At 60.4% G+C, this 23,711-nt stretch carries 20 protein-coding genes and 1 pseudogene; 14 read left to right on the forward strand and 7 right to left on the reverse strand.

Going from position 1 to position 23,711, the window contains the following annotated elements:
- Positions 1–247: 247 nt before the first annotated feature.
- The 4 genes from ACFPFG_RS27715 to ACFPFG_RS27730 all read left to right on the forward strand — a co-directional run bounded on the left by ACFPFG_RS27715 (position 248) and on the right by ACFPFG_RS27730 (position 7,226).
- Positions 248–2,881, forward strand: coding sequence for a TonB-dependent siderophore receptor (locus tag ACFPFG_RS27715; protein ID WP_380109149.1), 2,634 nt, complete (start codon positions 248–250; stop codon positions 2,879–2,881).
- Between the two features lie 200 nt (positions 2,882–3,081).
- On the forward strand, positions 3,082–3,585 hold the full coding sequence (locus tag ACFPFG_RS27720; protein ID WP_183021579.1) for a sigma-70 family RNA polymerase sigma factor: 504 nt from the start codon (positions 3,082–3,084) through the stop codon (positions 3,583–3,585).
- 10 nt (positions 3,586–3,595) lie between these two features.
- A complete protein-coding gene (locus ACFPFG_RS27725) occupies positions 3,596–4,603 on the forward strand; it encodes a FecR domain-containing protein (protein WP_380109151.1) in 1,008 nt (335 codons plus the stop codon).
- Between the two features lie 133 nt (positions 4,604–4,736).
- Entirely contained in the window at positions 4,737–7,226 is a 2,490-nt protein-coding gene (locus tag ACFPFG_RS27730; RefSeq protein WP_380109153.1) for a TonB-dependent siderophore receptor, read from the forward strand.
- 6 nt (positions 7,227–7,232) lie between these two features.
- Here ACFPFG_RS27730 and ACFPFG_RS27735 read toward each other — a convergent pair whose 3' ends face one another.
- The 3 genes and pseudogenes from ACFPFG_RS27735 to thyA form a co-directional block, all read right to left on the reverse strand.
- Complete coding sequence (locus ACFPFG_RS27735) at positions 7,233–8,315, reverse strand: metallophosphoesterase (protein ID WP_183021576.1); 1,083 nt, start codon at positions 8,313–8,315, stop codon at positions 7,233–7,235.
- 95 nt (positions 8,316–8,410) lie between these two features.
- On the reverse strand, positions 8,411–8,911 hold the full coding sequence (locus ACFPFG_RS27740) for a dihydrofolate reductase (RefSeq protein WP_312376172.1): 501 nt from the start codon (positions 8,909–8,911) through the stop codon (positions 8,411–8,413).
- Positions 8,912–8,932: 21 nt separating this feature from the next.
- A pseudogene (gene thyA / locus ACFPFG_RS27745) lies at positions 8,933–9,214 on the reverse strand (thymidylate synthase); the annotation flags it as partial.
- 592 nt (positions 9,215–9,806) lie between these two features.
- Between thyA and ACFPFG_RS27750 the strand changes: the two are divergent.
- From ACFPFG_RS27750 to ACFPFG_RS27785, 8 genes are all read left to right on the forward strand, one after another.
- Positions 9,807–10,811, forward strand: coding sequence for an SMODS domain-containing nucleotidyltransferase (locus ACFPFG_RS27750; protein WP_380109155.1), 1,005 nt, complete (start codon positions 9,807–9,809; stop codon positions 10,809–10,811).
- Positions 10,811–12,535 (forward strand): ThiF family adenylyltransferase, encoded by a 1,725-nt coding sequence (locus ACFPFG_RS27755; RefSeq protein ID WP_380109157.1) that lies wholly within the window; start codon positions 10,811–10,813, stop codon positions 12,533–12,535. The genes ACFPFG_RS27750 and ACFPFG_RS27755 overlap by 1 nt, the downstream gene beginning before the upstream one ends.
- Entirely contained in the window at positions 12,529–12,999 is a 471-nt protein-coding gene (locus ACFPFG_RS27760) for a M67 family metallopeptidase (protein WP_380109159.1), read from the forward strand. Before ACFPFG_RS27755 ends, ACFPFG_RS27760 begins: the two co-directional genes overlap by 7 nt.
- A complete protein-coding gene (gene cap4 / locus ACFPFG_RS27765; RefSeq protein ID WP_380109161.1) occupies positions 12,996–14,393 on the forward strand; it encodes a CD-NTase-associated endodeoxyribonuclease Cap4 in 1,398 nt (465 codons plus the stop codon). The genes ACFPFG_RS27760 and cap4 overlap by 4 nt, the downstream gene beginning before the upstream one ends.
- Before the next feature lie 19 nt (positions 14,394–14,412).
- Positions 14,413–15,492, forward strand: a complete 1,080-nt coding sequence (locus tag ACFPFG_RS27770) for a DUF4238 domain-containing protein (protein ID WP_380109162.1) — start codon at positions 14,413–14,415, stop codon at positions 15,490–15,492.
- 385 nt (positions 15,493–15,877) lie between these two features.
- Entirely contained in the window at positions 15,878–16,036 is a 159-nt protein-coding gene (locus tag ACFPFG_RS27775) for a hypothetical protein (protein WP_380109164.1), read from the forward strand.
- Positions 16,037–16,116: 80 nt separating this feature from the next.
- A complete protein-coding gene (locus tag ACFPFG_RS27780; protein WP_380109166.1) occupies positions 16,117–17,028 on the forward strand; it encodes a hypothetical protein in 912 nt (303 codons plus the stop codon).
- A 566-nt stretch (positions 17,029–17,594) separates the two neighbouring features.
- Positions 17,595–18,140: a PHP domain-containing protein gene (locus ACFPFG_RS27785; protein ID WP_380109168.1), complete on the forward strand. Its 546-nt coding sequence runs from the start codon at positions 17,595–17,597 to the stop codon at positions 18,138–18,140.
- A gap of 64 nt (positions 18,141–18,204) precedes the next feature.
- On the opposite strand, the gene ACFPFG_RS27790 is transcribed toward ACFPFG_RS27785, so the two are convergent.
- The 4 genes from ACFPFG_RS27790 to ACFPFG_RS27805 form a co-directional block, all read right to left on the reverse strand.
- On the reverse strand, positions 18,205–18,924 hold the full coding sequence (locus ACFPFG_RS27790) for a YozE family protein (protein ID WP_380109170.1): 720 nt from the start codon (positions 18,922–18,924) through the stop codon (positions 18,205–18,207).
- Positions 18,925–19,842: 918 nt separating this feature from the next.
- Positions 19,843–20,397 (reverse strand): HAD domain-containing protein, encoded by a 555-nt coding sequence (locus ACFPFG_RS27795; RefSeq protein ID WP_380109172.1) that lies wholly within the window; start codon positions 20,395–20,397, stop codon positions 19,843–19,845.
- Complete coding sequence (locus ACFPFG_RS27800) at positions 20,394–21,167, reverse strand: metallophosphoesterase family protein (protein WP_343739471.1); 774 nt, start codon at positions 21,165–21,167, stop codon at positions 20,394–20,396. The genes ACFPFG_RS27795 and ACFPFG_RS27800 overlap by 4 nt, the downstream gene beginning before the upstream one ends.
- Complete coding sequence (locus tag ACFPFG_RS27805) at positions 21,161–21,715, reverse strand: hypothetical protein (protein ID WP_343739472.1); 555 nt, start codon at positions 21,713–21,715, stop codon at positions 21,161–21,163. Before ACFPFG_RS27805 ends, ACFPFG_RS27800 begins: the two co-directional genes overlap by 7 nt.
- 44 nt (positions 21,716–21,759) lie before the next feature.
- On the opposite strand from ACFPFG_RS27805, the gene ACFPFG_RS27810 reads away from it, so the two are divergent.
- Together ACFPFG_RS27810 and ACFPFG_RS27815 are read left to right on the forward strand one after the other, a co-directional pair.
- On the forward strand, positions 21,760–22,131 hold the full coding sequence (locus tag ACFPFG_RS27810; protein WP_199140307.1) for a helix-turn-helix domain-containing protein: 372 nt from the start codon (positions 21,760–21,762) through the stop codon (positions 22,129–22,131).
- A 721-nt stretch (positions 22,132–22,852) separates the two neighbouring features.
- Entirely contained in the window at positions 22,853–23,686 is an 834-nt protein-coding gene (locus ACFPFG_RS27815; RefSeq protein WP_160851874.1) for a thymidylate synthase, read from the forward strand.
- The last annotated feature ends 25 nt before the right edge of the window (positions 23,687–23,711 follow it).

The raw sequence follows: 23,711 nt of genomic DNA on the forward strand, positions 1-23,711 counted from the left end.
AATGTAAATAATCCGTTTTCCTGGCCTCGCCACGTTCCCACTTTGGCACGAAAGCGGGTTTTACCTTCATGGAGGGCGGGTTTTCTCGCCTCCATGGTTGCCAGCCAGGCCGCTGCCCAGTGCACAGCTCAGCCAACAACCGCGACGGCCGCGCATGCGCGTGGCGGGCGGACGGTCAGCTGTCTGCCCGCCACGCACCGCGCACACCGCGACAGCGGGCAATGGACACAGTGCAGCAGGAGCAGGGATGCAAGCAGGAAAAGAACACGGCAGCGCCACCATGGGCGCGGGCATTTGGGGAGGAGCGTTTCAGCACAGGGGCAGGCCATGGCGGCGGGCAAGGATGCCGTCGCTGGTGGCCGCAGCCCTGGTTGCTATGGCGCAGCCTGCGGTGCAGGCGCAGCAGCCACCGTCCGTGCAGGCGGGGCAGGCGGGCCAGGCAGGCCAGGCAGGCCAGGCAGGGGAGCTGGCCTTCAGTATCGCGCCCCAGCCGCTGGCCGGCGCGCTGCGCCAGTTCACGCAGCAGGCCCAGCACCAGGTGCTGTTCGATCCGCAGATCGTTGCGGGCCGCACTTCGCCGGCCTTGCAGGGCCGCTTCACGCCGCGCCAGGCGCTGGACCGGCTGCTGGCCGGCACGGGCGTGACCGTGATCGACGCCGTGCCGGGTGCCTACACGCTGAAGGCGCCGGCCAGGGAGCCGTCGCCGGCAGCCGATGCGGCGCTGGGCACGGTGCTGGTCACGGCCCAGGCGCACGCTGGCGATACCACGGAGGGTTCGGGCTCCTACGCGGCCTCGCGCGTGTCGCTGGGCAAGGGGCAGAGCGTGCGCGAGACGCCGCAGTCCATTTCCGTGGTCACGCGTCAGCGCATCGAGGACCAGGGGCTGGTCTCCGTGGGCGACGTGATGCAGCAGACCACGGGCGTGACGGTGGACTACGCGGGCTCGGGTGGCCTGGGCGGCACGGCCAACAGCTTTTACGCGCGGGGCTTCCAGATCAGCAATGTCCAGATCGACGGAGCGGCGGTGGATGCCTTCAGCCAGGGCACCTTCGACCCCAACATGGCCATGTACGACAGCGTGCAGGTGATCCGCGGCGCGGACGGCCTGTACAGCGGCAATGGCGAGCCCGGCGGCTCCATCAACCTGGTGAGAAAGCGCCCCACGGCCCAGCCGCAGGTGCTGGCCTCGGCCTCGGTGGGCAGCTGGAACCAGCGCCGGGCCGAAGTCGATGTGGCCGGCCCGCTGGCCGCCGATGGCCGGGTGCGCGGCCGCGCCGTGCTGGCGCACAGCGACCGCGAGTTCTTCTATGACTACGCCGATGCGCGCAACACCTTGCTCTACGGCATTGTGGAAGCCGATCTCACGCCTGCGACCAAGCTGACCCTGGGCGGCAGCTACGACAAGTCGGCCAGCCTGCCTTGGCGCGGTGGCCTGCCGCGCGCGGCCAATGGCGACGATCTGCACCTGCCGCGCCATACGGCACTCATGGCGGGCTGGGGCCATTACGACAGGACCAACAAGGAGCTGTTCGCCCAGCTGGAACAGAAGCTGGAGGGCGACTGGCGCGTCCGCGCCCATGCCAACTATGTCAAGGTGGACAGCGACAGCCGGTTGGCCGACGTCACCGGCGCGGTCGATCCGACGACGGGCCTGGGAGCCACGCTCAACGGCTTCTCCAACGACTTCTATTCCACCAAGAAGGCGCTGGATGCCAACGTCAGCGGAACGTTCTCCCTGCTGGGGCGCAGGCACCGGCTGCTGCTGGGCGCGGACTGGGCCAAGATCCGTGACACGCAGGACACCTTTCTGTCCGAGGTGGATATGCCGGGGGGCATCAACGTGTTCGGCTTCGACCCGGGCGCCATTCCCTTGCCCAGCTTCGTCTGGAAGACGCGCAGCTTCGCGGGCTATGGCGCCACGCAGAAGGGCCTGTACGGCCGGCTCAACCTGAGCCTGACGGACCGCCTGACCGCCATCGTCGGCGCGCGCCGCGCCAGCTATGCAACGCAGACACCCTGGCTGCGCTTCGACCAGGCCGGCAATCTCACCAGCCGCATCGTGTCGTCCTATAGCGAGAGCGGCATCTTCACGCCCTATGGCGGCCTGGTCTACGACATCGACGACCGCTGGACGGCCTATGGCAGCGTCGCCGAGATCCACAAGTCCCAGGCCAATCAGCTGGGCGGGCCCTTGCCCGGCACGCCGCTGGACCCCATCAAGGGCCGCAATTTCGAGCTGGGTGCCAAGGGCGAGTTCAATGAAGGCCGTCTGCTGGCCTCCATGGCCCTGTACCGCATAGAGCGCAATGGCGAGGCCGTGGCCGATCCCTCCTACCCCAACACCGACATCGGCGACGCGGGCCTGAACTGCTGCTGGCTGAGCAAGGGCAAGGTGGTCAGCCAGGGCGTGGAAGGCGAGATCTCGGGCGAGCTGGCGCGCGGCTGGCAGCTGTTTGCCGGCTACACCTTCAACCGCAACCACAACAAGACGCCGGGCATCGAAGGCATCTACCACTCCGTCACGCCCAAGCATCTGTTCAAGCTGTGGAGCACCTACCGCCTGCCGGGCGAGCTATCGCAATGGACGATTGGCGGCGGCGCCAATATCCAGAGCGCGCATTTCGTCAGCGGCTCGGCCAATGCCTTCAATCCTGACACGGGCAAGTTCGACGGCGCGGCCGTGCCCTTCAAGTTCAGCCAGGGCGGCTATGCCGTGTGGAATGCCAGCGTGCAGTACCGCATCAACCGCAACTGGCAGGCCGTGCTCAACCTGAACAACCTGTTCGACAAGGTCTACTACCGCACAGTGGGCACCAGCGGCGGCAACAACTGGTATGGCGAGCCACGCAACGTGATGCTGACGCTGCGCGGTAGTTTTTGAAGACCCCCTGAGGCGCTGCGCGCCTTCCCCCTGAAGGGGGACGACACCCTCGGTGCGAGGCGGCTCTTCCTCGGTGTCTCTGGTTCTGGAGCGCGCCGGTTTGCGAAGGGGAGGGCATCAAGGTCTAATCCTTATAGAATGAGAATCTTTCTCATTCATGTGGCGCACGGTTGCACGTGCTGCCGCGCCAGGAGCCTGTCTTGCCCGCCGCCCCCGCCGCTTTGCACCAAGAGGTCGATACGCTGTACCGCGTCCACCATGGCTGGCTCCAGGGCTGGCTGCGGCGGCGATTGGGCAACTCCACGGAGGCGGCCGATCTGGCGCAGGACACTTTCATGCGCCTGCTCGCGCGCAGCGAGCCCATTGCCGCACGCGAGCCGCGTGCCTTTCTGACCACGGTGGCGCAGGGCGTGGTGGCCAATTTCATGCGGCGCAGGCAGATCGAAGAGGCGTACCTGGCCACGCTGGCGCATTTGCCCGAGCCGCAGGTGCCGGGCCCCGAGACGCGCGCCATCCTGCTGGAGACGCTGGTCGAGCTGGACCGCCGCCTGGACACGCTGGCGCCGCCCGTGCGCCGTGCCTTCCTGCTGTCGCAGCTCGACGGCATGAAGCAGGCCGACATCGCGGCCGAGCTGCAGCTGTCGCTGGCCACCGTGCAGCGCCATATCGCCAAGGCCGCGCACTGCTGCTTCTTCGGCGGCTGAGCGCCAGCCCATGACCGAATTCCGCCACGCATCCACCGGCCTGCCCGTTTTTGAAGGCCCACCCGTTTCAGAAGCCGTGAGCCTGCAGGCCGTGCAATGGCTGGTGGCCCTGCAGGCCTGCGATGCCGGCGAGGACACGCAGGCCTCATGGCGGCGCTGGCGTGCCGATCATCCCGACCATGAGCGCGCCTGGCGGCACATCGAGGCCTGCGGCCTGCACCTGCGCGATCTGCCCGCACCGCTGGCGCATGGGGCGCTGCAGCCGCGCCGCAGCCGTGCGCGCGGCCGGCGCCAGGCCATGAAGCTGCTGGCCCTGGCCGCGTTCACGGGCAGCAGCGCCTGGTGGATACAAGGCGGCGATTGGCGCGAATGGTCGGCCGACCACCGCACGGCCACCGGCGAGCGCCAGGCACTGACCCTGGCCGATGGCACGCGCATCCACCTGAACACGGCCAGCGCCATCGACGTGCGCTTTGACGCCGGCCAGCGCCTGCTGCGGCTGCTGGGCGGCGAGGTGCTGGTCACCACGGCCAGCGACCCGCAGGCCCGCCCCTTTCTGGTTGAAACCGCGCAAGGGCGGCTGCGTGCGTTGGGCACGCGCTTTGCGGTGCGCCAGCGCGATGGCGCCAGCCATGTGGCCGTCTATGAGGGCGCGGTCGAGGTACGGCCGGCCGACGCCCCGCAGGCCGTGCGCATTCTGGCCGCGGGCGAGCAGGCCGGCTTTGACCTCCGTGCCGTGTACGCACCCCAGCCCGCCGACGAACTGGCCGCCGCCTGGAGCACAGGCCTGCTGGCCGCGCGGGACATGCCGCTCACCGACTTCATTGCCGAGCTGGCGCGCCACCGCAGGGGCCGCCTGGCCTGCGATCCCGCGCTCGCCTCGCTGCGCGTCTCGGGCATGTATCCGCTGGACGATACCGACCGCGTGCTCGACATGCTGGTGCGCACCCAGCCCGTCGAGCTGACCGGCTTTGGCCGCTACTGGCTGACCGTGCGCGCCCGGCAGAACCGGACATGAGTCAAGACAGGCTGGATGGTTGTTGTTGCGAATTGTTGCAATTTGATCGATGCCTGGACCCGTTGGCATGAGGTGTTTTCTTTTCTCGCGTGGCAAGTCCTGAAGAAGCCACTTTTCAGGGAAGAGATATTCCATGGTCCAACGACTTGCTCACACTGCGGCACCGGCCTTCCGGCGCCATTCGCTGGCACTGGCTGCCAGCACCACGCTGGCGCTGTGCGCCGTCAGCGCAGCCCTTGCGCCGCAAACCGCGCAGGCCCAGGCCCAGTCACCCTCCGAAGTGCGCAGCTACACCATACCGGCAGGCCCGCTGGAGGGCGCGCTGGCCCGCTTCGCCCAGGAAAGCCGCGTCATGCTGTCGTACACGGCGGCCGACATCGCGGGCAGGCGCAGCGCAGGCCTGAGTGGAAACCATGCAGCGCCTGCGGCCCTGGATGCGCTGCTGGCCGGCACGGGGCTGGCCGCCCATGCGCAGCCCAATGGCGGCTATGCGCTGCGCCCCTTGCCCGAGGTGCGCACATCGCGCGGCCAGGCCGCCGCTGGGGCAGAGGCGGGCCTGCCGGCCGTCATGGTGACCGACACGCGCATCCGTGACGGCGTCACCGAAGGCTCGGACTCCTACACCAGCGGCACGGTCACGCTGGGCAAGACCGCGCAGGCGCTCAAGGACATTCCGCAATCGGTCAGCGTGCTCACGCGCCAGCGCATGGATGACCAGGGCATGACCAACCTGCCCGACGCCATCCACAACGCCACCGGCATGGTGGCCGTGCAGGGCGTGGGCGCGGGCCTGGCCATCAATGCGCGCGGCTTCGCCGTGGACTCGCTGCAGTACGACGGCCTGCCGTTCACGCGCAATACCTACAGCCTGGGCAACTGGGAGCAGGAGTCGCTGGTGTTCTATGACCGCGTGGAGATCCTGCGCGGCGCGGCCGGCCTGCTGCAGGGTGCGGGCAGCCCCGGCGGCGCGATCAACCTGGTGCGCAAGCGCCCGGGCCGCGAGCGCTCCGTGGTCTTCACGGGCAAGCTCGGCTCCCATGACCACTACGGCCTGCAGATGGATGCCAGCACGCCGCTCAATGCCGAAGGCACGCTGCGCGGCCGCGTGGTGCTGGACGGGGACTACAGCCACGGGTTCACCGAATACACGCGCGACCGCGTGCGCAACATCTACGCGGCGCTGGACTACGACATCAGCGCCAGCACCACGGTGGGCCTGGCCGTGGGACAGCGCCACAGCCGCTCGCGCCCCATGATCGTGGGCCTGCCGCGCTTTGCCGACGGCAGCGACATCGGCCTGCCGCGCTCCACCTACACAGGCGCCATGTGGAACCGCGCAGGCAATGACCAGAACATGCTGTTCGCCGACCTGGAACACCGCTTCAATGCGGACTGGCGCTTCAAGATGGTGGGCATGGCCATGAACGAGAAGAACACCAACGTGCACCAGCGCGCCGTGGGTCCCATCAAGCCCGATGGCAGTGGCATGAGCTACGGCGATTTCGGCGTGGACTTCAACAACCAGCAGCGTGGCATGGACATGTCGCTGTCGGGCCGTTTCAAGGCGCTGGGCATGGAGCAGGAAGTGCTGCTGGGTGCCAACTACGCTGGCTACACCACCAGCGACCGCTTCGTGCGCGCCTGGACCGCGGGCGGCAACATCTTCGATATAGACCACAACCGCCCCTGGCAGGACATGGAAAGCATCGCCGCGCGTGGCGCGGATGTGCGCAGCAATTACGACATCACGCAAAAGGGCCTGTACGGCACCTGGCGTGTCAGGCCCACGCAGGCGCTCACGCTGATCGCCGGAGGGCGCCTGGGCTGGTATGACTTCGCCTACCGTGCGCAATCGGGCGATTCTTCCACCAGCAAGACCACGGGGCGTTTCATCCCCTACGCGGGTGCCGTCTATGCGCTCAACGACAACTGGTCGCTGTACAGCAGCTACTCCACCGTCTTCGAGCCGCAGACCGCGCGCACCGTGCAGGGCGACCTCATCAAGCCGGTGCAGGGCCGCAACTACGAGGCCGGCATCAAGGGCGAGATGGCCGACGGCCGCCTGAACATGGCATTGGCCGTGTTCCGCTACGAGCACAAAAACCGCGCCGTCAACGACTACGACAGCGGCTTTGCATGTGATGACTGGTACTGCTCGCGCTCCTCGGGCAAGGTGCGCAGCCAGGGCCTGGAGGCCGAGGTCTCCGGCAAGGTCGCCACAGGCCTGGAACTGGCGGCCGGCTACACCTACAACACCACGCGCTACCTGTCCGACCCCGACTACCAGGGCCAGATCTTCAACACCTGGACGCCCCGGCATATGCTGCGCCTGTGGGGCAGCTACCGCCTGCCGGGCGAGCTGGGCCGCTGGACTGTGGGCACGGGCGTGAATGCGCAGACCGACACCCTCAGCTCCGACCGAGCCTTCCGCCTGGCAGGCTTTGCGCTGTGGAATGCACGCGTGGCCTACCAGGTCTCGCCCGAGCTGAGCGTAGCGCTCAACGTCGGCAACCTGCTGGACAAGCGCTACTACGTGCCTTCTTACAACACGGTGTCGGGCAACAACTACTACGGTGCGCCCAGGTCGCTGTTGCTGACGCTGCGCTACGCGCCGCGGATCTAGCGCGTGTTATGCGGCAGCGGCCGCCGCAACGCCGAACTCCTCGCTGTCCGCCTGGGCACCGTCGTCGAACACCAGGCGGCGCTCGGGCCAGCGCATGGCGGCAAGCTTGAAGCGCTGCTGCGGGTCCTCGCCGGCCAGGCGGGCGTTCCAGCGGCCGCCGACCGAATAGTCCACGCAGAACACATTGCCGCGCCGGCCATGCCAGGACAGCGGACCGGTCTGGCCGAACAGGTTCTCGGCCTGCGCGCCATGGAAGGACGGGCCGCCCCGGTTCAGGCGCCGCCAGTAGTGGCCCACGACCACGGCCTGCGCATCCTCATATTCGTTCCACCAGGCCACGCGCTCGACGAAGCGCCACTTGCCGCCCGCGTAGAAGGGATTGCGGCATTCACGCTCCACACCCGAGGTCAGCACCTTCAGCGGATTGACCATGGCCTTGGCCAATTCGCTCTCGCTGTGCGCGGGCAGGAAGGGCGGCAGCCAGTTGCGGTCTTCCAGGTCATGCGGCCATTGCTGGCGTTCGGCACGCATGCGCTCGGCCACCTTGTTGACCTGGGCCTGCTGGGCGGCCAGGGCCTCGTAGTGGTCGTAGGCGCTGCGTGCGCTGCCCAGCGGCAGCTCGCGCGCCATGGCGATCTGCTGCGGGCGCCAGGCCGCATGGACCACACGCAGGTCCTCGCGCTCCATGGCAATGGGCAGGCGTTCCAGCAGGGCCAGGGTGCCAGGGATATCGCACAGCGGCATGCGCGCGAACGGCGCGTACTTGGGCGTATCGGAGGCCACGCGGCTGTCGAAGAACCAGCCGGAGCCGTCCTTGGCATCCTCGCGCAGCAGGTTGATTTCATGGTTGCCGAGCACGGCCAGCGCATGGCCCGATTCCAGCATGGGCACGACGCGGGCCAGCACGCCCGGGCTGTCGGGCCCCCGGTCGCAGAAGTCGCCCACGAAGACCAGGCGCCTGCCCTGGGGATGGCGGCCCAGCGCGTCGTAGCCCAGGTGCCCCAGCAGCTGGTCCAGCGCCTCGGACTCTCCATGGATGTCGCCGACGATGTCGAGCGGACCGGGGGGCAAGGGCTGGACGAGGCTCATGGCGAAGAGGCACGAAAGACGGCGAAGGCGTGGAAAAACGACATTATTTGCACAGACCCGCCGCGCCCGCCAGCCCCGTGTGCGACAGGGGTATGTCAGCGTCGTTGCAGGCGCACAAAGCTGTAGGGCAGCCCGTTGGCGGCCACATGGCGGCTGCGTGACGCTTCCTGCCACTCGGGGCCGAGCGTGGGGGCGAAGGCATCGCCTTCGTAGTCGCGCTCTATCTCGGTCACCTCGATGCCGTCGGCCAGCGGCAGGGCCTGGGCGTAGATCTGGGCGCCGCCCATGACCCACACGTCGGCCGATGCCTGGCAGCCCAGTTCCATGGCCTGCTCCAGGCTGGTGGCGTGCAGCACGTCGGGGGCGGCCGGCTCGGGCGCCCAGTCCGCCTGTCGCGTGACGACGATGTTGGTGCGCCCGGGCAGCGGTCTGAAGCGGGCCGGCAGCGAGTCCCAGGTCTTGCGGCCCATGACCACGGCCGAGCCCTGGGTCAATTGCTTGAAGTGCGCCAGGTCTTCGGGCAGGTGCCAGGGCATGGCATTGTCCTTGCCGATGACGCCGTTGGCGGCGCGTGCGTAGATGAGATGGATGGCCATCGGGCGGGTCTTTCTGCAGCCTCAGACGGCCACGGGGGCCTTGATGGGCTCGTGGTGCTGGTAGCCGACGACCTCGAAGTCCTCGTACTCGTAGTCGAAGATGGAGTCGGGCCGGCGCTTGATCTGCAGCGTCGGGTAGGCGAAGGGCTGGCGCGCCAGCTGGGTCTCGACCTGGGTGAAGTGGTTGTTGTAGATATGGCAGTCGCCGCCGGTCCAGACGAAGTCACCCACCTGCAGGTCGCATTGCTGGGCCAGCATGTGGGTCAGCAATGCGTAGCTGGCGATGTTGAAGGGAACGCCCAAACCTGTTCGCCGGCCAAAATCTGTGCAATCCATCGAATTTACAGGCGTAATAGCCATCTGTGCGTTGAGCATTTGTCTAACTTTAGCCTTAGTCCGGAAAAACTGAAGATTGTTGTCAGCCTCCAACGTGAAAGCGACAGCTGAGATTGTCGCGCATGAACAAACATCGCTCGACGAAGGAGGGCCGGCCTTGCTGCGAACTGCGAAGACCTGGCTTTGCTCCAGCTGCAACGCCTTGAAGGAAGGCCTTAGCACTCTCAATTGGCCCCGACCCGAGCCCTATACCTGCTTTGGTACCCCCACTCGAGGAACCTTGGGTGCACCGCAGGAAGTGCCATGGCGGCCTTAAACGTGAGCTGAGCTGATACATGTGAAGGTGGTTGGAGAACCGGCTTGCATGGTTCATGATGCTGTACATCCAAACAGGTTTTGACTGCTAAGTCGACGGCATCGTCCGCGGTTTAAGGGTGGTGCGGTATAAATGCCATAGCTAACCTGAACGCTATAGGTAGCGTGTTGATTATGCTATCAACCCTACATATAGTGTTTTGCACTCTCATGCCGTGAGTGCCCACTTATAGGACTACTTACCGTGGCAACCCAGCAGCAGTTCCTTGACCTCCTGTCCGAGATTGAGCCCAGCCAGACCACCAAGTCGGTGTGCAGCAGCGCGCACTCCACTCTGCGAGAGAAGCTCGGAAACCACGATACCTACAAGAACATCCATCTGAATACGTACCTTTCAGGTTCCTATGCTCGTAAGACCGCGCTGCGGCCACAGCGCAAGGACGGCGTAATACGTCGTCCCGATGTAGACATCATCGTGGTCACCAATCACACCACGAGTGACCTGCCGAGCGATGTCATCAAGACGCTGCGGTCCGCTGTCAAGTCTCTAGGCTACAAGGAGGTGGCGGCAAATCGTCGTTCCATCTGTGTTTCGCTGGGTTCGGTTGAGATGGACGTTGTGCCGGTCATCCGGGACCCATGGCAAGAAGATGGGTGGCTTATCGCGGATAAAAGTGAAGAGAGCTGGCTTGTGACGAACCCTAGGGGACACAACGAGTGGGCAACCGGGGTCAACAAGAAGGCTCACCAGAATTTCGTTCCGCTTGTGAAGTTGGTCAAATGGTGGCGACGCGAAAACTTGCCCAACCTGCGACGCCCCAAAGGGTTCATTCTTGAGACGTTGGTTGCAGAGCATATGGACTTTGAGGAGTACAGCTACGAAGAGTTGTTTGCAAAGTTCTTGAAGTCAGTTCGGGATGAGTACGGCTGGCTCGTCGACTACGGCATGGTGCCAACCCTTAAGGACCCTAGCGTCCCGGACAACAACGTTTTCTCCCGCGTGAAGCCTGAAGAATTCAAACGCTTCTATGAAATGGTAACGATGCACGCAAAGCTGGTTCAGCGCGCTCAAGACGAGACAGACGATGAAAAGTCTCTGGCGCTGTGGCGTCGCATCTTCGGAACTGGTTTTTCTGGAACCGCAAAGAGTGCCAGCCTCCTCCGCACGGCAACTGCAGGCGCGGGTCTCGGTCTCAGTTTCCCCGCGACTGCGGTCATTCCTCAAAACAAGCCTGCTGGCTTTGCTTGATGCAGCTGCTTCTCGAACAAACAGAGCGCATGCTTGCTGAAGTTCAGGGGCTTCAGGCGCTGGCAGGCGAGGTCTCATGGTTGACTAAGGTCAGCTGGAGTCTCACCGACGACAAGGATATCTGCGTAGACGTTGATATCTCGCTTAACGACCGCGTGTACGGAGCAAGGCTTCTCTATCCGCGGCTTTTTCCTCATGCTCCTGCCTATGTTCGTCCCCGAGATGCAGAAGAAGTCTGGTCCACCCATCAGTACATAAAGGAGGGGACCCTTTGTCTGGAGTGGGGACCGGATAATTGGCACTCCGGGGTCACTGGGGCAGACCTCATTCGCAGCACATTCAAACTGCTGGCTTTCGAGACGATGGGGCCGGCGTTTAGTGCAAAAGCGCCATCTCGGCATGAGCTGACAGTCGGGCAGCGGGTGCGAAGCCACTCGCAGCGGTTCCTTTTGACCGCCCAGTTACGAGCCGGGCTAGAGGGGCTGTCTCGCGACGCTCCAGTTCGAATTTCAATAGGCACTCTGCACCGCCGCAAGGAGATGGTGGCCTTTGCTACCAAACTTGGTGGTGACGAGCACACAGGGTTTCTCGGCGCTCCCAAGGAGCTTGCGGACCCTGAGAGTTATGGCTCATGGATTCGAGAGGGCTGGGTGGTCTGGTGCGATGAATGGCGCACGCTGCCTAAACCTGCTGGTGACCAGGCAGCCATCCGCGATTTTTTGAAAGAAAAAGGCTGTTGGCCTTGGCCTGATGAAGAAGACCAGTCTGGCTTTCTACTGCTGGTGGACTCGTGCATGTCGGTCCGGCCGATTGCACTGGCGCCGAGTGGTGGCGCTTACGAGTACTTTCTAATCGATTGCGTAGACACCTCGCAGCTTCGGCAACCCAAACGCCATGCCGCGTTGCAAGACAAACGGGTCGCAATCGTTGGCTTGGGCTCGGTGGGAAGTAAGGTTGCTGTGGCCCTTGCTCGTTCTGGCGTCTCGCGCTTCTTACTCATCGACGACGACGTTTTTCTTCCATCAAACTTGGTGCGAAACCAGCTCGACTGGTCGTCTGCTGGGTACGACAAGGTTGATGCGGTCAGAAATGCCATCGAGCTCGTGCAGCCGAATGCAGATGTGGCAACGCGCATGTTCCGCTTTGCGGGGCAGGAGAGTGCCTCCTTCAATACTGCAGTTTTGGAACAGGTGGCAACGTGTGACCTCGTAATCGACGCGACGGCTAGTGCCAAGGTTTTTTCCTCGCTTGCAGCAATATGCGCGCGCCGGCAGGTTGCTATGGTTTGGGGCGAGGTTTTTGCAGGGGGTATCGGGGCCATGATGGCTCGTAGCCTTCCAGGGTGGGATGCAGACCCTCTGGAAATTCGAAGAGCAATTCACCTGTTCCTTGCCGACAAACCTGATGCTCCGTTCAAGCGAGCGATGGGCTATGACGTCGAAGAGGAAAATGAGGTAGTGACTGGTGGTGACGCGGAAGTCGGGGCCTTGTCTGCCTCGCTGACGCAGTTCGCAATCGACGCTTTGACCCGCTCCGCGGGACCTCGATTTCCTGCTGCTGCCTACCTTTTTGGGTATCAGAAGGCCTGGTTCTTTGATGCTCCGTTTGATACTCACCCGGTGCTTTGCCCTCGCGCTGCCGATATAGGTGATGCCAAGCCAGGACCGGTAAATGTCAAACAGTTGACGGAGCTGGTGAATGTTCTGGTTGACTCCTCATGTTGACGGTTCTGATTCCCATCGACATCGAAAAGGCGCTACGTAAGGCACTCCAGGCCGCCGACTCCAATGAATGCGGCGGCGTCTTGATGGCGGAGCATCTAGGCCCAGACACCTTCGCCGTGCGACGACTGACGGTGCAGGGCGGCGGGCGATTCGCTTCATTTATCCGCGAGGCGACATCGGCGGTTCAGGCACTTAACGCGTTCTTTCGCCAGTCTGCAAACGACTATCGCCGGTTCAACTACTTGGGCGAGTGGCACTCGCATCCCAGCTTTTCGGTACAACCCAGCTCAACTGACCACTGTTCGATGCTGGACATCGTCATGGACCCCAAGGTCGGCGCCAACTTCGTCGTGCTGTTGATTTTCAAGCTAACCAATAAGGGAAGGCTTGAGGGCAGTGCACATACCTACTTACCTGATGGCACTTTCGGTGCTTCTCACCTGATTCTTGAGAGCGAGCAATGAACACTCCTTTGTTTGAGCGGCAAGCCACCGGTGGTGGGATTGCGCGAAAGGGATTTGAGTACCAAGATTCCTTTGTCCTTGAGCACATCCCGTTATTTCTGTCGCAGGGTGCGTTCTCACTGGTTGTTAGCGAGGTGCTCGGCGACATCGAGGTTCGATACTTCCGGCCGGGAGGAGGCACAAGCTGTGTCTTTTATGAAGCCAAAGGGGAGCAACTCACTAAGGCGAAGTTTTGGGCAGAGGTCGAACGGTTCATGCAGGTGTACCAACAGGCTCCTGATGAGTATTTGCAGTTTGTGCTGGTCTGTAAGGACTTCGCAAACGAATTCCAACCCCTGCTGAACAGGCTGGAACGTCTGCGTGGGCCTGGTGGCTCTCTTAACGCTGACTCCGTTATCCGCTCAGCTGCGGAGAACGAAATCGTCGACACGGTCGTCAAGTTGGGACAGACCAAGGGAGTTGGACGCTTCGTTCTGGAGCGTGTCACCTTCACCGCATATGACGATACCAATGTTGATGCGGGATTTGGCACTCAGTTGGAACGCAACCTTCCTTTGTTGGACCTGAGCAGGAGAGACACATCGGCTTTCCGAGACCGCTGCAGGGCACTGGTTGCTGAATCCTTCAAAGGCCCCGTTACACGCTTGGCGATTGAGCAGGCATTGGTGACTTGCGCACCTTCAATAGCCGAAGATTGGCTCAAGACGCCAACTGTTGTTGAGCTGGGCCCACCAACCTACGAACTAGGGCCACTTGGCATCGATATCACTGCGTTCAACGCACCTTCTAGAGTGACGTTGGGACCATCACAATGGGCGCAGGCAGCTAGGGACCTGGACGAGGTTGGCTCTTTCGTGCACGCGACACGTAGGCGTCGTGGCATTCGGCTGATGGCCACAAATCGGATGTCGACTGCGTGCATGTTGGGATTTTATCTTTCAGCCACCAAGGGTTTCACGCTGCAACTGGACCATCGCGGGCAAGTTTTCGATACCGCCATTCATGACAAAGGCATTGCCGGATTCTTCACGAATAGAGAAGAGAACACAGCTAGCCCCAGCCTAGAGGGCGTGGCTGTTGTTGGCTTCCCAAGCAATGCCGACAACGATGTGCAAGCCAAGCTTGCCAGCCTTGGTCTGAACGGTTTCCCAAAGCTTGTGCTGGAGTCGACCTCAGTCGTAGCTGATATCGCAAGTCTGAACATTGCAGTGGCCGAAGCAAAGGCTGCTCTTGCGGATTTCCGTAGTCGTCGACAGCTGACCTGCGTGCATCTGTTTATTAAAGCCCCTTCGATGTTTGCTACGGCGCTCGGTCACAGGCTGAACGGTGTCGGTCGCATCCAACTGTACGACTGGGACCAGACGAGCTACGTCAGTACAGTGCAGCTTTCATGAACGTGGTAGGTGAAAATTCATGGCTCAGCGAAAGAATCATCACTTTGTTCCTCAATTCTACTTTCGTAGATTTTCGTTAGACGAACGTAGCATCTGCGTGCTAACCCGAGAAACGGGCCAGACAATTCGTTGTGCATCTATCAAGGCCCAAGCCAGTAGAGACCGCTTCTACGGTTCTGATGAAGTTGAAAAATTTTTGGGAAAAGTTGAAGGTGAAAGCAGCTTGGCCCTACGTGTGCTATCCGGTTTACAGGACCCTACTGACCTGCCAGATGAGCACCTAGGTGTATTGCTCCCATGGCTTGCACTGCAGCGAACACGAACTGAAACGGCACGTCAAACCAGCAAGCCGATGAATGACATGATTCTTCGTCTATTCCTTGAGGCTGAAATAGGTAATGACGAATATTTAACTCAGGAGCAGAAGGCAGAGAGGTTTAACCAGCTCGAAGAAGTCTCCAGTGATGCGGTCCAGTCGCAGATAATGGAAATGGACTTGGCAATCGGCGCATCTGGGCGGCTATCGGACCTTGAGCCGCTACTCCTTGAAAATAGGACCAATCGACCGTTCATCTTTAGTGACTCTCCCGTGGTGCTTCACAATGCTTGCTATGAGAGTGTTAAATGGCGGGGGGTGCTGGGCTTCGAATCGCCGGGCCTGCTTCTTAGCTATCCGCTGAGCCCAAAATTGAGCCTCTTGCTGGTGGACCAAGCTTGCTATCGTATCAAAGGAGCTCCTAAGGGACGAGTACATATTCGAGACCTGAATGACATTAGGGCGCTCAATAAACTCCAAATCCATAGCTCCTCATCATGTACGTACTTTCATGACTTTGAGTTTGCGTCATATGTGAAAAATCTTTGGGAACAAGAGCGAGAAGTAATGAAAGCTCATGGAGCATCTGTTAATGAGGCTCCAGGGTTTGACAGTGTTAGTGGTGAATCGCTGGGTGACATCGTTCACAGCTTTCAACCACTTTTGCCTATTAAGTTGCGACTTTCCTTTTTGCAGTCCTTGGTGGGAGGCGACGAGGAGTACCGATTTGTGCCGAGAAGCAGCAGAGCCTGGCCGGACCTTACGGAGCGTAGACAGCCCTGACTTGGCTTAGAGACTCGGTACATCTGGTTTCATACGCCGTGACACATTCCGCGTTGGCAACTACCGGCTGCAAGGCGACCAGTAGACGTCTCTCCCTTGGCGGTGAGACACCGCCTCCCAGCCCTCGGAGGGTGTTTCAGGTGTGGAACTTCATGGACCCTTCGTATACTTTGGATGTGTCTGGCTTGGGCTCTGTCCGTGCTTGGGACTTGCTCAAAACAACAGGTCTAGAAAAGACCTGCAGCTGGACGTCAGTCGTGTGCACGAAACGTGGGGCCTATGCCGGGACACTACGCATTGTAGGAACCTACACAGCGCTGGTACCAGTGCGGACATTATGTTGGGTGAGCAGCAGCTCTCCCTAGCTAACCACATAGAGAGGAAAATGAACGATTTCTTTAAGCCACTGGTTGGTATCAGCCCACACCCAAGTGGTCAAGGCACGGGACTTGGTGATTTGGAGGTTAGAAAGCAGGGAGGGTTTTCTCAGTTGGGCTGTTTAATGAAAATGAATTCCTATTATTGTGAAATTGATGCCTGCTAAGCACTTTGCGAATCTACAATCTTGCCAAAAAATGTTATAAAGGTTGGATACCACCCATGAACAACTTTTGAGGAGCTGCCGTGAGTATTCGTGTGTTAAGTGAGCCGTTCAAGAAGACGTTACTTTCGTTGGGCACCGCTCGAATCGCTGTGCCAATCTCAGACATCCCAGAGGGGTTGGCCGAGAGTTTGGGTTTTTCACCAGTTGTTGAGGGGATTTCATCCATCCCGGCGATAATTGGAAAATACAGCGAATTCAACGCAAACGGTAGGCTCATTGCACGAACGGACTTGCCTAAAGAGATGCGGCACTTTCAGATGTACGGGACTTATAGAGACTGGGGCGGGGGTATTCATCAGAATCTTCAAACTAGGTCAAGGATGGTGTATCAAAGGGAGTTGGTGCCGCCTCCCAACGAGTACCTCACAGTTGCAAAGGGACCGAATGGTCTTTGGATTACATCTCGGTCATTCTTGTACGATGAAACAGCTGCTGCAGAAAGCGACGATGCCGTCGTTCATCTGATAAATCTCTTCCTTGAACTCTTTCAAAAATTTGATTTTGTTGGAAACGACCTTGTTGCTCCTGCTGCCAAGGTTGTGAAGGTTAACTGGAAGGTCCTCCCTGTCGGTCAATATCCATTCAAACGAGTAATGAGTGAGTTGACTGGGCTTGTGAATCTACTAGAGGATAACGAGCGTCCTGTTATTGAGTATCGGCTGAAGGCTATAAGTGAGTTCCGTCCAGACTTTATGGCTGTTGGCAGCGGAGGATTCGCGGACTATGTGGTGCTAGGATTCACTAAGACTGGCTTGTTCATTCTCGAGAGTCCAAAGCTAGGGAATGCTACATATGCATTTCTCGATGGGTGGGAGCACTTCTCTCAGCTGACTAAGCGAGATATATTGACTGGCGCGCATAATCATGCGCGCATTGTGCATAACAAGAAATGGCCAGAGGCTATTCGAAAACTTATAACTAATCCACGATAACTGCCCGCCGCCTTCGTATGTGCACGACTGGGTTGCACAGCGAGGGCTCAGCTGAACTGCGGCACAAGATTGCCGACCTGCCCAGCAACGGCTACCGACTTGCACGACGTTCGATGAATGGCCTTCGGACGGTTTCGGCGTTCTCGAGGGTCACCGTTCAACGCGTCTATCGCATCATTACAAAACCTCATCGTGGCGGGCCCCACCTCAAGGAGCGGCATCGCTCTGAAGTGCTCCGCTCAAAGCTGCTCGCGGTTTACGGGCCTTGGCAACGAGATGACGACGTGAAGAATCTCGTCGCTTTTAAGCTTAAAAACCTGACGCCTCTGTTAGGCGGACTCTACACAACTTCCCGTGACTTCCATTGAAGTGCTTCCTTAGCCTTTCCCTCAGGGGACTCGCGGGGACCAGCGTGCTGTCGGGAACCTGTCTATAGCGTCCTTTACTTACCCACCCTTCTCAAACTTACCCACCTCTTCCAAGAGCCATGCCCTTAGCGCGCTCACGTTCGGCTGGGAGCTTCGCTCCGCTGCGAATACGAGGTCATAGCCTCTTTCCGTCGCGAGTTGAATGTCCGGGACGCCATCGAGCCATCGGCACTTGCCGACTGCGTGGTCCTCGTCTCGCCGGACCGCGAATCGACCGACGCCCAGTTAGAGACCATCGCACGATGGCTGCTCAACAGCTTCCTTGGCAGGTGCTGGCTCGCTGTGGAGATGCAGCGCGTACTTGACGATGAAATGTGGCTGTACCGCATGCGTCTGGTGAGCGAGCTGACCGCCATTCCTCTGGTCGCATCTGGCGACGTTCGTATGCACCTGCGCTCGCGCAAGATGCTCCACGATGTCATGACAGCGGCTCGCCGCGTCTTGAAGAAACGATTCGCCCCCACGCTGTTCGTGTGCGATGTGCCCCTGGAGAACCTCCATCCTGGCACGGTGGCGGAGTTCGCGGGTACCGCTCTTGAGTCGATTTTTCAGGAACTGCTGGATGGACCTACCTACGCACCTGATAAGTGGCGTGGTGATGGGTTCAGCATTCGGGTGCCACTTGAGCCATCGTGCATCCTGGGGCACTTCCATCCGGTCATCATCCGCGACCCGTTGAGGTGACCCAAGGGCGCCACGTCCTGCATGTGCGAGATATGGCGCCTGTGCTGCGGTCGGCCTAGGCTGATTAGGCGCTTCGCTTCTGCCCGGCCTCAAACTGCCGCCAAGCCTGCTTCATCGTCTTAACTGCTGCTTCGGATGCGGTGCGAGATTTCAGGTAGGAGACGGCTTCATCAGCTGAGCTGACATCGACCGGAAACTTTCTGTCTCTCAGGACGTCGACGGCCAAGTCACCAATCGGCGAGTCCTTGGCCATGCGACGTTCGAGCCAACGGTAGAAGGGGCTTCGTGAATTCTGAAAGACTACAGCCTCCCGACGGGCCTCATCTTCCAGCATGTTTTGAGCATTGTCTGGACGTGTGTAGGCCCTCTCAGTCGAAGGTAAATACCACTGCGTCAGCGCGCTAAGCGCCCGCTCGAGCGTCTCCCGACGGTCATGTTTCTCGAAGAAGTGCTCGGCGGCCACGAAGTCGTCGCAGCTTCGGCAGTAGAAGCGATTCAGATGTACTTCGTGTTGGTCGCCGTGCAGGTACTGCCGGCTTCTGCTGCCCACTACGATGGCCGCGGCGTCCTTGTTTACGAGCTTTGCTCGCGGTGCTTGTGAAGCTGATGGGGCACCGTTGACAGCACTCATGCTGTGCTTGTGAAGTAGTGACCAGTTCGCATAGCCATGCTCAACGGCAAGGCGATGCTGCGCTTCATACAAGCGGATAGATTCAGCGCGAGCCAGCTTTTTAGCAGCACGCTTGAGCTGTTCAATCTGAAAAGCGGTGAGAGGAGTAGTCATGGTTCATCTTCCTGGTCACCCGGAACCGACGCGCCCACACATCGGGCCAAGGTGACGGTTGGTCAAACCAAGACTCGAGAAACAAATTCGCTGTCTTATGACTTAGCCGGCGTGGACGGGCGAGCCGGCGAACGGCTCTTTCCGTCAGTGTAACGGCTGCGTCCGCGCCGCGATGGACAGTTCTCTGGAACGTGCCGCGTGGGCGCACATCGGTGCCCTATGCAGGCTCAGACATCCGTTCCGCGATGACCTCCCGCAGCAGTGGCAGGCCCGGGACTTCCACAAGGTCCGCGAGTGTGATAAGACCGAAGCGAGCAACGCCCTGTACTGGCGACACAGGAAGGCAAACCAGCTCAGGCGCCACCGCCCGCACAGCAAGCAAAACGACATCCGTCCTCTTGGCCAGCTCCACGAGATATGAGATTTCCGAGCACCGCAACCGAACACATCGGTCGGGATGCGCTTCGGGCCCATGGGCGTCGACCAGTTCTCGTGTGACCTCCTGACCAAGAGATGTCGATGCGATGGGGTACCCAGGGCCGAGCCGCCAGTGCCATTGCCGATGACGACGCGGCGCTCGCTGCACTTTCCTCAGAAACGCAGTGGCAATTCCCGACGGCAGGCAAGGCAGACGATGGAGTGGTGGTCTCCAGGGACGATGCCGCAAACCCGTGGCTGTACTCCGGGGGTGACACGACGGGTCATATCTTCCCGCCGCAGAAGTAAAAGCAGGGGCCCTACGGGGCCTCTTTTTTGTGCTCGGGCCGCTAGCTGGCCATCGGGACACGGTCGAGGCGCAGCAGCAGGGGCATTTCTCTCAGCATCGGCATATGCGAGGCGGCCCTGAGCGGTAAGCCTCAACTGGGCGCGGTTGCGTTGATGGTGGCTGCCAGTGGTTGCCGGGGACGCTCTCGGCATTTATGGCTTTGCTAGAACCTTCAGAACAGCAGACGCTTGTTCGGCGGTGAAGCCTTTCCCGAGCTCACAAAGAAACAATCGGCCGGCTGCTTCATGTCGTGAGCCAACTAGTCCGGTTCCGCTTTCGACATCGTCGAGGATTGCATAGCGCTCGGGCCAGCCATGCGTGCGCAGCCAGTCGTCGATTGCTTGTAGCCTCGTCTGTCCCATTGTCTGAGGCGCCTCTCCGAACGGATGAAGGTGCTGCGCGAGAAGCGCTGCATTGGTCCGCAGGAACAGTTCTCGGGCCGACGCAAGGTCAAGGAACCGCAGCCATGTCGTCGTAAGCACGATGGCCGGTTTGGCATCTGCCACGACGGAGAGTAGGGCGGTCAAAGCAGGTGGATGCCACAGATGAAGATGGAGGTCCACGGGTTGTGGTCTCAGCAGCAGATGGCGTCCACCGTATGGCGTTCCCAGAGCGATGACGTCGTCGAAATCAACGAAGAGAACGGGTGGATTCCGGATGGGGGCGCGTTTCTCGCATTCCTCCCCGATGGCGTTACGCGAGCTCATGACGCAGTGACGTCGATGACTTGCTCAGGGTCGTACCGATTGGTGCCTTGTGCGACAGAGTATGGGTAGTCTCTGTCGGCTGGACTACCGAATGGATTGGCGACAACCCGCGTGGCTCCAATGCGGTAGTCGCACGCTGCGCTCACGCCCCCATGCAGCCAGATGGCCGCGGACTGCATCAATTCGGTCAACCGAGTTTGGTTGGGCTGCGCGATGGGGTCTATGGGTCCCTGCAAAGGCGTCGATTTTGGATGTGGCGCATGGTGAGACACCACAACCGTTGGCCCCTTGAAGGGCTGAGCCAGCCTCTTGGCCAACCAGGCAACTGCGCAGTTGTGATGCCAGAGTAGAGCGGCATACGGGATGGGATGGGCTTTGTGCCGGATGCCCTCGTAGGGTGCCATGGCCAAAGCCAACCTGCCGGGGTGTGCTGGAGTACCGAAATCCGGCCAGAGCGTGGTACCCAGAAAGCGGACTCCGCCGATGACCACGGAATTGTTTTGAAGTACCTTGACCCTCGAGTTGATGGCCTCGAACTTCATCACCATCGTCGTCTGGTCGACTTCGAGCCCTCCATGCTCCCGGGTCCCTGGCACGTAGAGCACTGGAGCCTTGAGCTCGCGGGCAAATTCCATCCCGCGCATGCAACCACCAACGTTGCCGGCCAGCACGACTAGGTCTACACCGGGGAGCGCCGTGAAGGGCACTTGCAGGCCGTTCTGCTCATGAAGTTCAAGGTGCAGGTCAGAAACAAGCTGAAGTCTCAGCATGGGAGCGAGTGCAACTGCGAAGAAGAACCACGCCGCTCATAGACAAGCTCAAAGTCGTTCTCCAAGTTCTGAAGCTGTTTCGTAGTCACACCTGACTCTGCAATCAGGTGTCCAGACACGAGGTGGTACCAATGCGTGCCCGTGGACCGGGAGCGGTACGCTGCCTCAAGCTCCTCATACATCAAGTCCTGTTTCGTATGGTCTCGAAACCGCATGAACACGTGCACGCGGGACCACCGACACCCTGTGAGTTCGCGTTCGAGCTGGTATGCCGCTGCCGCATCGGTGGTCACGTACTGCACCACTTCAATGTCCTGCCGCTGGTCAACGCAAGCCTCCAGCAGAAAGAACACTCGAGACGAGAACTCTGCAAACCGCCATGCCTGGCGACCACGCTCCTTCTTGCTCATTGGCGGCAGGACCTGAGCACGACGTTGTGTGTGTATGAAGGTGTCCATATAGCTGTCGGGTACTTGCTCTGCGCAGCAAGCTGCCAGGGCAGGTTGATGAGCTGGCAGTGCGCTTTGCGTATAAATGATATGCATCATAAATGATGCATCTTTTTTGATGCCACAAAGAAGAAGTATCTTTTATGAAGTTCCTTAAAAGTGACATCTCTTCAACACTCGCGGCCATGCGAATCGAACTGAACGAGCATGAGGCCAAGTGGTCCGTGGCGCTGGGGCTAGTCCTGCGCAAGACAAGAAAGCAGGCGGACTTAGCCCAAGAGGAGGTCGCCTATAAGGCCGGCACCGGCCGCCTCACCATGCAAAGGATTGAGTACGGGGCTACCAGCCCAAATCTGGTGACCCTACTGCGCTTGTGCGGCGCACTTGAGATTGCTCCCTCGATTCTGTTCGCCGAAGCGGAAAAACTGATGCAGCATCCAAAGAAGCTAGAGGCGGCCATCGAAGCACGAGACGCCGAGCATCCTCCAACCCGAGCACGCCTGAGAAACGCTTGAGCGCCGGCACCGCGGTGCTTCAGGGCTTTGGTGGAGATGCGCGTCGTCCCGATAACGTCAACTGGGCTTCGGCGGAAGCCTGTGCCCGGGCACGGCCAAGCTCTATGGCTTTGCGCACGTCCATCTCCAAAGCACCGCGGTCATGTTCAGGGGCAGCAAGCTGACCGAGTGCCCCATCCCGGGATATGAGCCACAGACCCGTAGCGAGTATGCCCATACTCACAGTTGGGTCTCCAGCCTCCAACCGCCGCAACGTGGCAACAGTAACCCCAAGTCGTTGGGCCCACGTGCGCAGAGACTCTCTGCGGCGGAGCCGGGCAACCGCAAGGTCTGCCCCAAGCTTTTGAAGAACAGCGATGGTGGAAGGAGGTAGTTGCTCGATGGCTTTCGCGGTCTTTGGCATGTCAATAGAGTAGTACAAACTGCACGTTTTTGTATTCCTCTAGTGTGATATCGCTTGCTACCCAGGCCGCCGTTGCTCGGTAGACGATTGAGCCCGAAGGGCTCATGTGGGGCACTAAAAGTGCTTCCTACACATCTGACTGATGCCCTTCCGGACGTGGCGCAAGCGCTCCTGCAGCAAAATGCGCTCCTGGCTCCAGGGCATCACACCGCCCCGAGGGTCTTGAGGGACTACTTCTAGCTCGCCTCAACTTCGCATGTCTACGGCCCCGCCTGAGGCATCCGAAGCACACGATAACTTGTTCAGATTGGTGCATGCATGAAGCAATACCTAGAATTGCTTGAAGACATTCTTCAAAACGGTGAGGTCAAGGGTGACCGCACTGGAACTGGAACTACCTCTGTCTTTGGTCGACAGATTCGCCACAACTTGGCGAACGGGTTCCCGCTCCTGACGACCAAGAAGCTTCACTTCAAGAGCATCGCAAACGAGCTGATTTGGTTCCTCAGCGGCAACACCAACATCGCCTGGCTCAACGAGCACGGTGTTTCCATCTGGGATGAATGGGCCACACCTGATGGGGAGCTCGGTCCCGTGTACGGAAAGCAATGGACTGCATGGCCGACCAAGGGCGGCGGCACCATCAACCAGATTGACTACGTCGTCAACACGCTCAAGACCAACCCCAACAGCCGGCGAATCTTGTTCCACGGTTGGAACCCCGAGTACCTGCCCGACGAGTCGAAGAGCCCGGTTCAGAATGCTGAGAATGGCTTGATGGCCCTGCCTCCTTGCCACCTTCTGTACCAGTTCTACGTGGCCAACGGCAAGCTATCTTCCCAGCTGTACATCCGAAGCTCGGACAGCTTCCTGGGACTACCCTACAACATCGCCTCATTGGCGCTTCTGACGCACATGCTGGCTCAGCAGTGCGATTTGATTCCACACGAGATTGTGGTCAGCATCGGCGACCTTCATGCCTATGCCAACCACATGGAGCAGATTGAGCTGCAGCTCACTCGGTCGCCAAAGAAGCTGCCTCAACTGAACATCATCCGCAAGCCGGAGTCCATTTACGACTACCGCTTCGAGGACTTCCAGATTGAAGGCTACGACCCTGAGCCTGGGATTAAGGCTCCCATCGCGGTCTGAGCCTCCAAACAGGACCCCTTCGTGA

This window comes from Delftia deserti, assembly GCF_042653485.1.
GTDB lineage: Bacteria > Pseudomonadota > Gammaproteobacteria > Burkholderiales > Burkholderiaceae_C > Comamonas > Comamonas acidovorans.

Bases quoted from the DNA above. Each gene is read 5' to 3' on its own strand.
- cap4 (WP_380109161.1), top strand. From the start codon at position 12,996: ATGAACACTCCTTTGTTTGAGCGGCAAGCCACCGGTGGTGGGATTGCG.
- ACFPFG_RS27730 (WP_380109153.1), top strand. From the start codon at position 4,737: ATGGTCCAACGACTTGCTCACACTGCGGCACCGGCCTTCCGGCGCCAT.
- ACFPFG_RS27715 (WP_380109149.1), top strand. From the start codon at position 248: ATGCAAGCAGGAAAAGAACACGGCAGCGCCACCATGGGCGCGGGCATT.
- ACFPFG_RS27760 (WP_380109159.1), top strand. From the start codon at position 12,529: ATGTTGACGGTTCTGATTCCCATCGACATCGAAAAGGCGCTACGTAAG.
- ACFPFG_RS27790 (WP_380109170.1), bottom strand. From the start codon at position 18,924: ATGACTACTCCTCTCACCGCTTTTCAGATTGAACAGCTCAAGCGTGCT.
- ACFPFG_RS27795 (WP_380109172.1), bottom strand. From the start codon at position 20,397: ATGAGCTCGCGTAACGCCATCGGGGAGGAATGCGAGAAACGCGCCCCC.
- ACFPFG_RS27725 (WP_380109151.1), top strand. From the start codon at position 3,596: ATGACCGAATTCCGCCACGCATCCACCGGCCTGCCCGTTTTTGAAGGC.
- ACFPFG_RS27740 (WP_312376172.1), bottom strand. From the start codon at position 8,911: ATGGCCATCCATCTCATCTACGCACGCGCCGCCAACGGCGTCATCGGC.
- ACFPFG_RS27815 (WP_160851874.1), top strand. From the start codon at position 22,853: ATGAAGCAATACCTAGAATTGCTTGAAGACATTCTTCAAAACGGTGAG.
- ACFPFG_RS27805 (WP_343739472.1), bottom strand. From the start codon at position 21,715: ATGATGCATATCATTTATACGCAAAGCGCACTGCCAGCTCATCAACCT.
- ACFPFG_RS27755 (WP_380109157.1), top strand. From the start codon at position 10,811: ATGCAGCTGCTTCTCGAACAAACAGAGCGCATGCTTGCTGAAGTTCAG.
- ACFPFG_RS27775 (WP_380109164.1), top strand. From the start codon at position 15,878: ATGAACGATTTCTTTAAGCCACTGGTTGGTATCAGCCCACACCCAAGT.
- ACFPFG_RS27735 (WP_183021576.1), bottom strand. From the start codon at position 8,315: ATGAGCCTCGTCCAGCCCTTGCCCCCCGGTCCGCTCGACATCGTCGGC.
- ACFPFG_RS27810 (WP_199140307.1), top strand. From the start codon at position 21,760: ATGAAGTTCCTTAAAAGTGACATCTCTTCAACACTCGCGGCCATGCGA.
- ACFPFG_RS27770 (WP_380109162.1), top strand. From the start codon at position 14,413: ATGGCTCAGCGAAAGAATCATCACTTTGTTCCTCAATTCTACTTTCGT.
- ACFPFG_RS27800 (WP_343739471.1), bottom strand. From the start codon at position 21,167: ATGCTGAGACTTCAGCTTGTTTCTGACCTGCACCTTGAACTTCATGAG.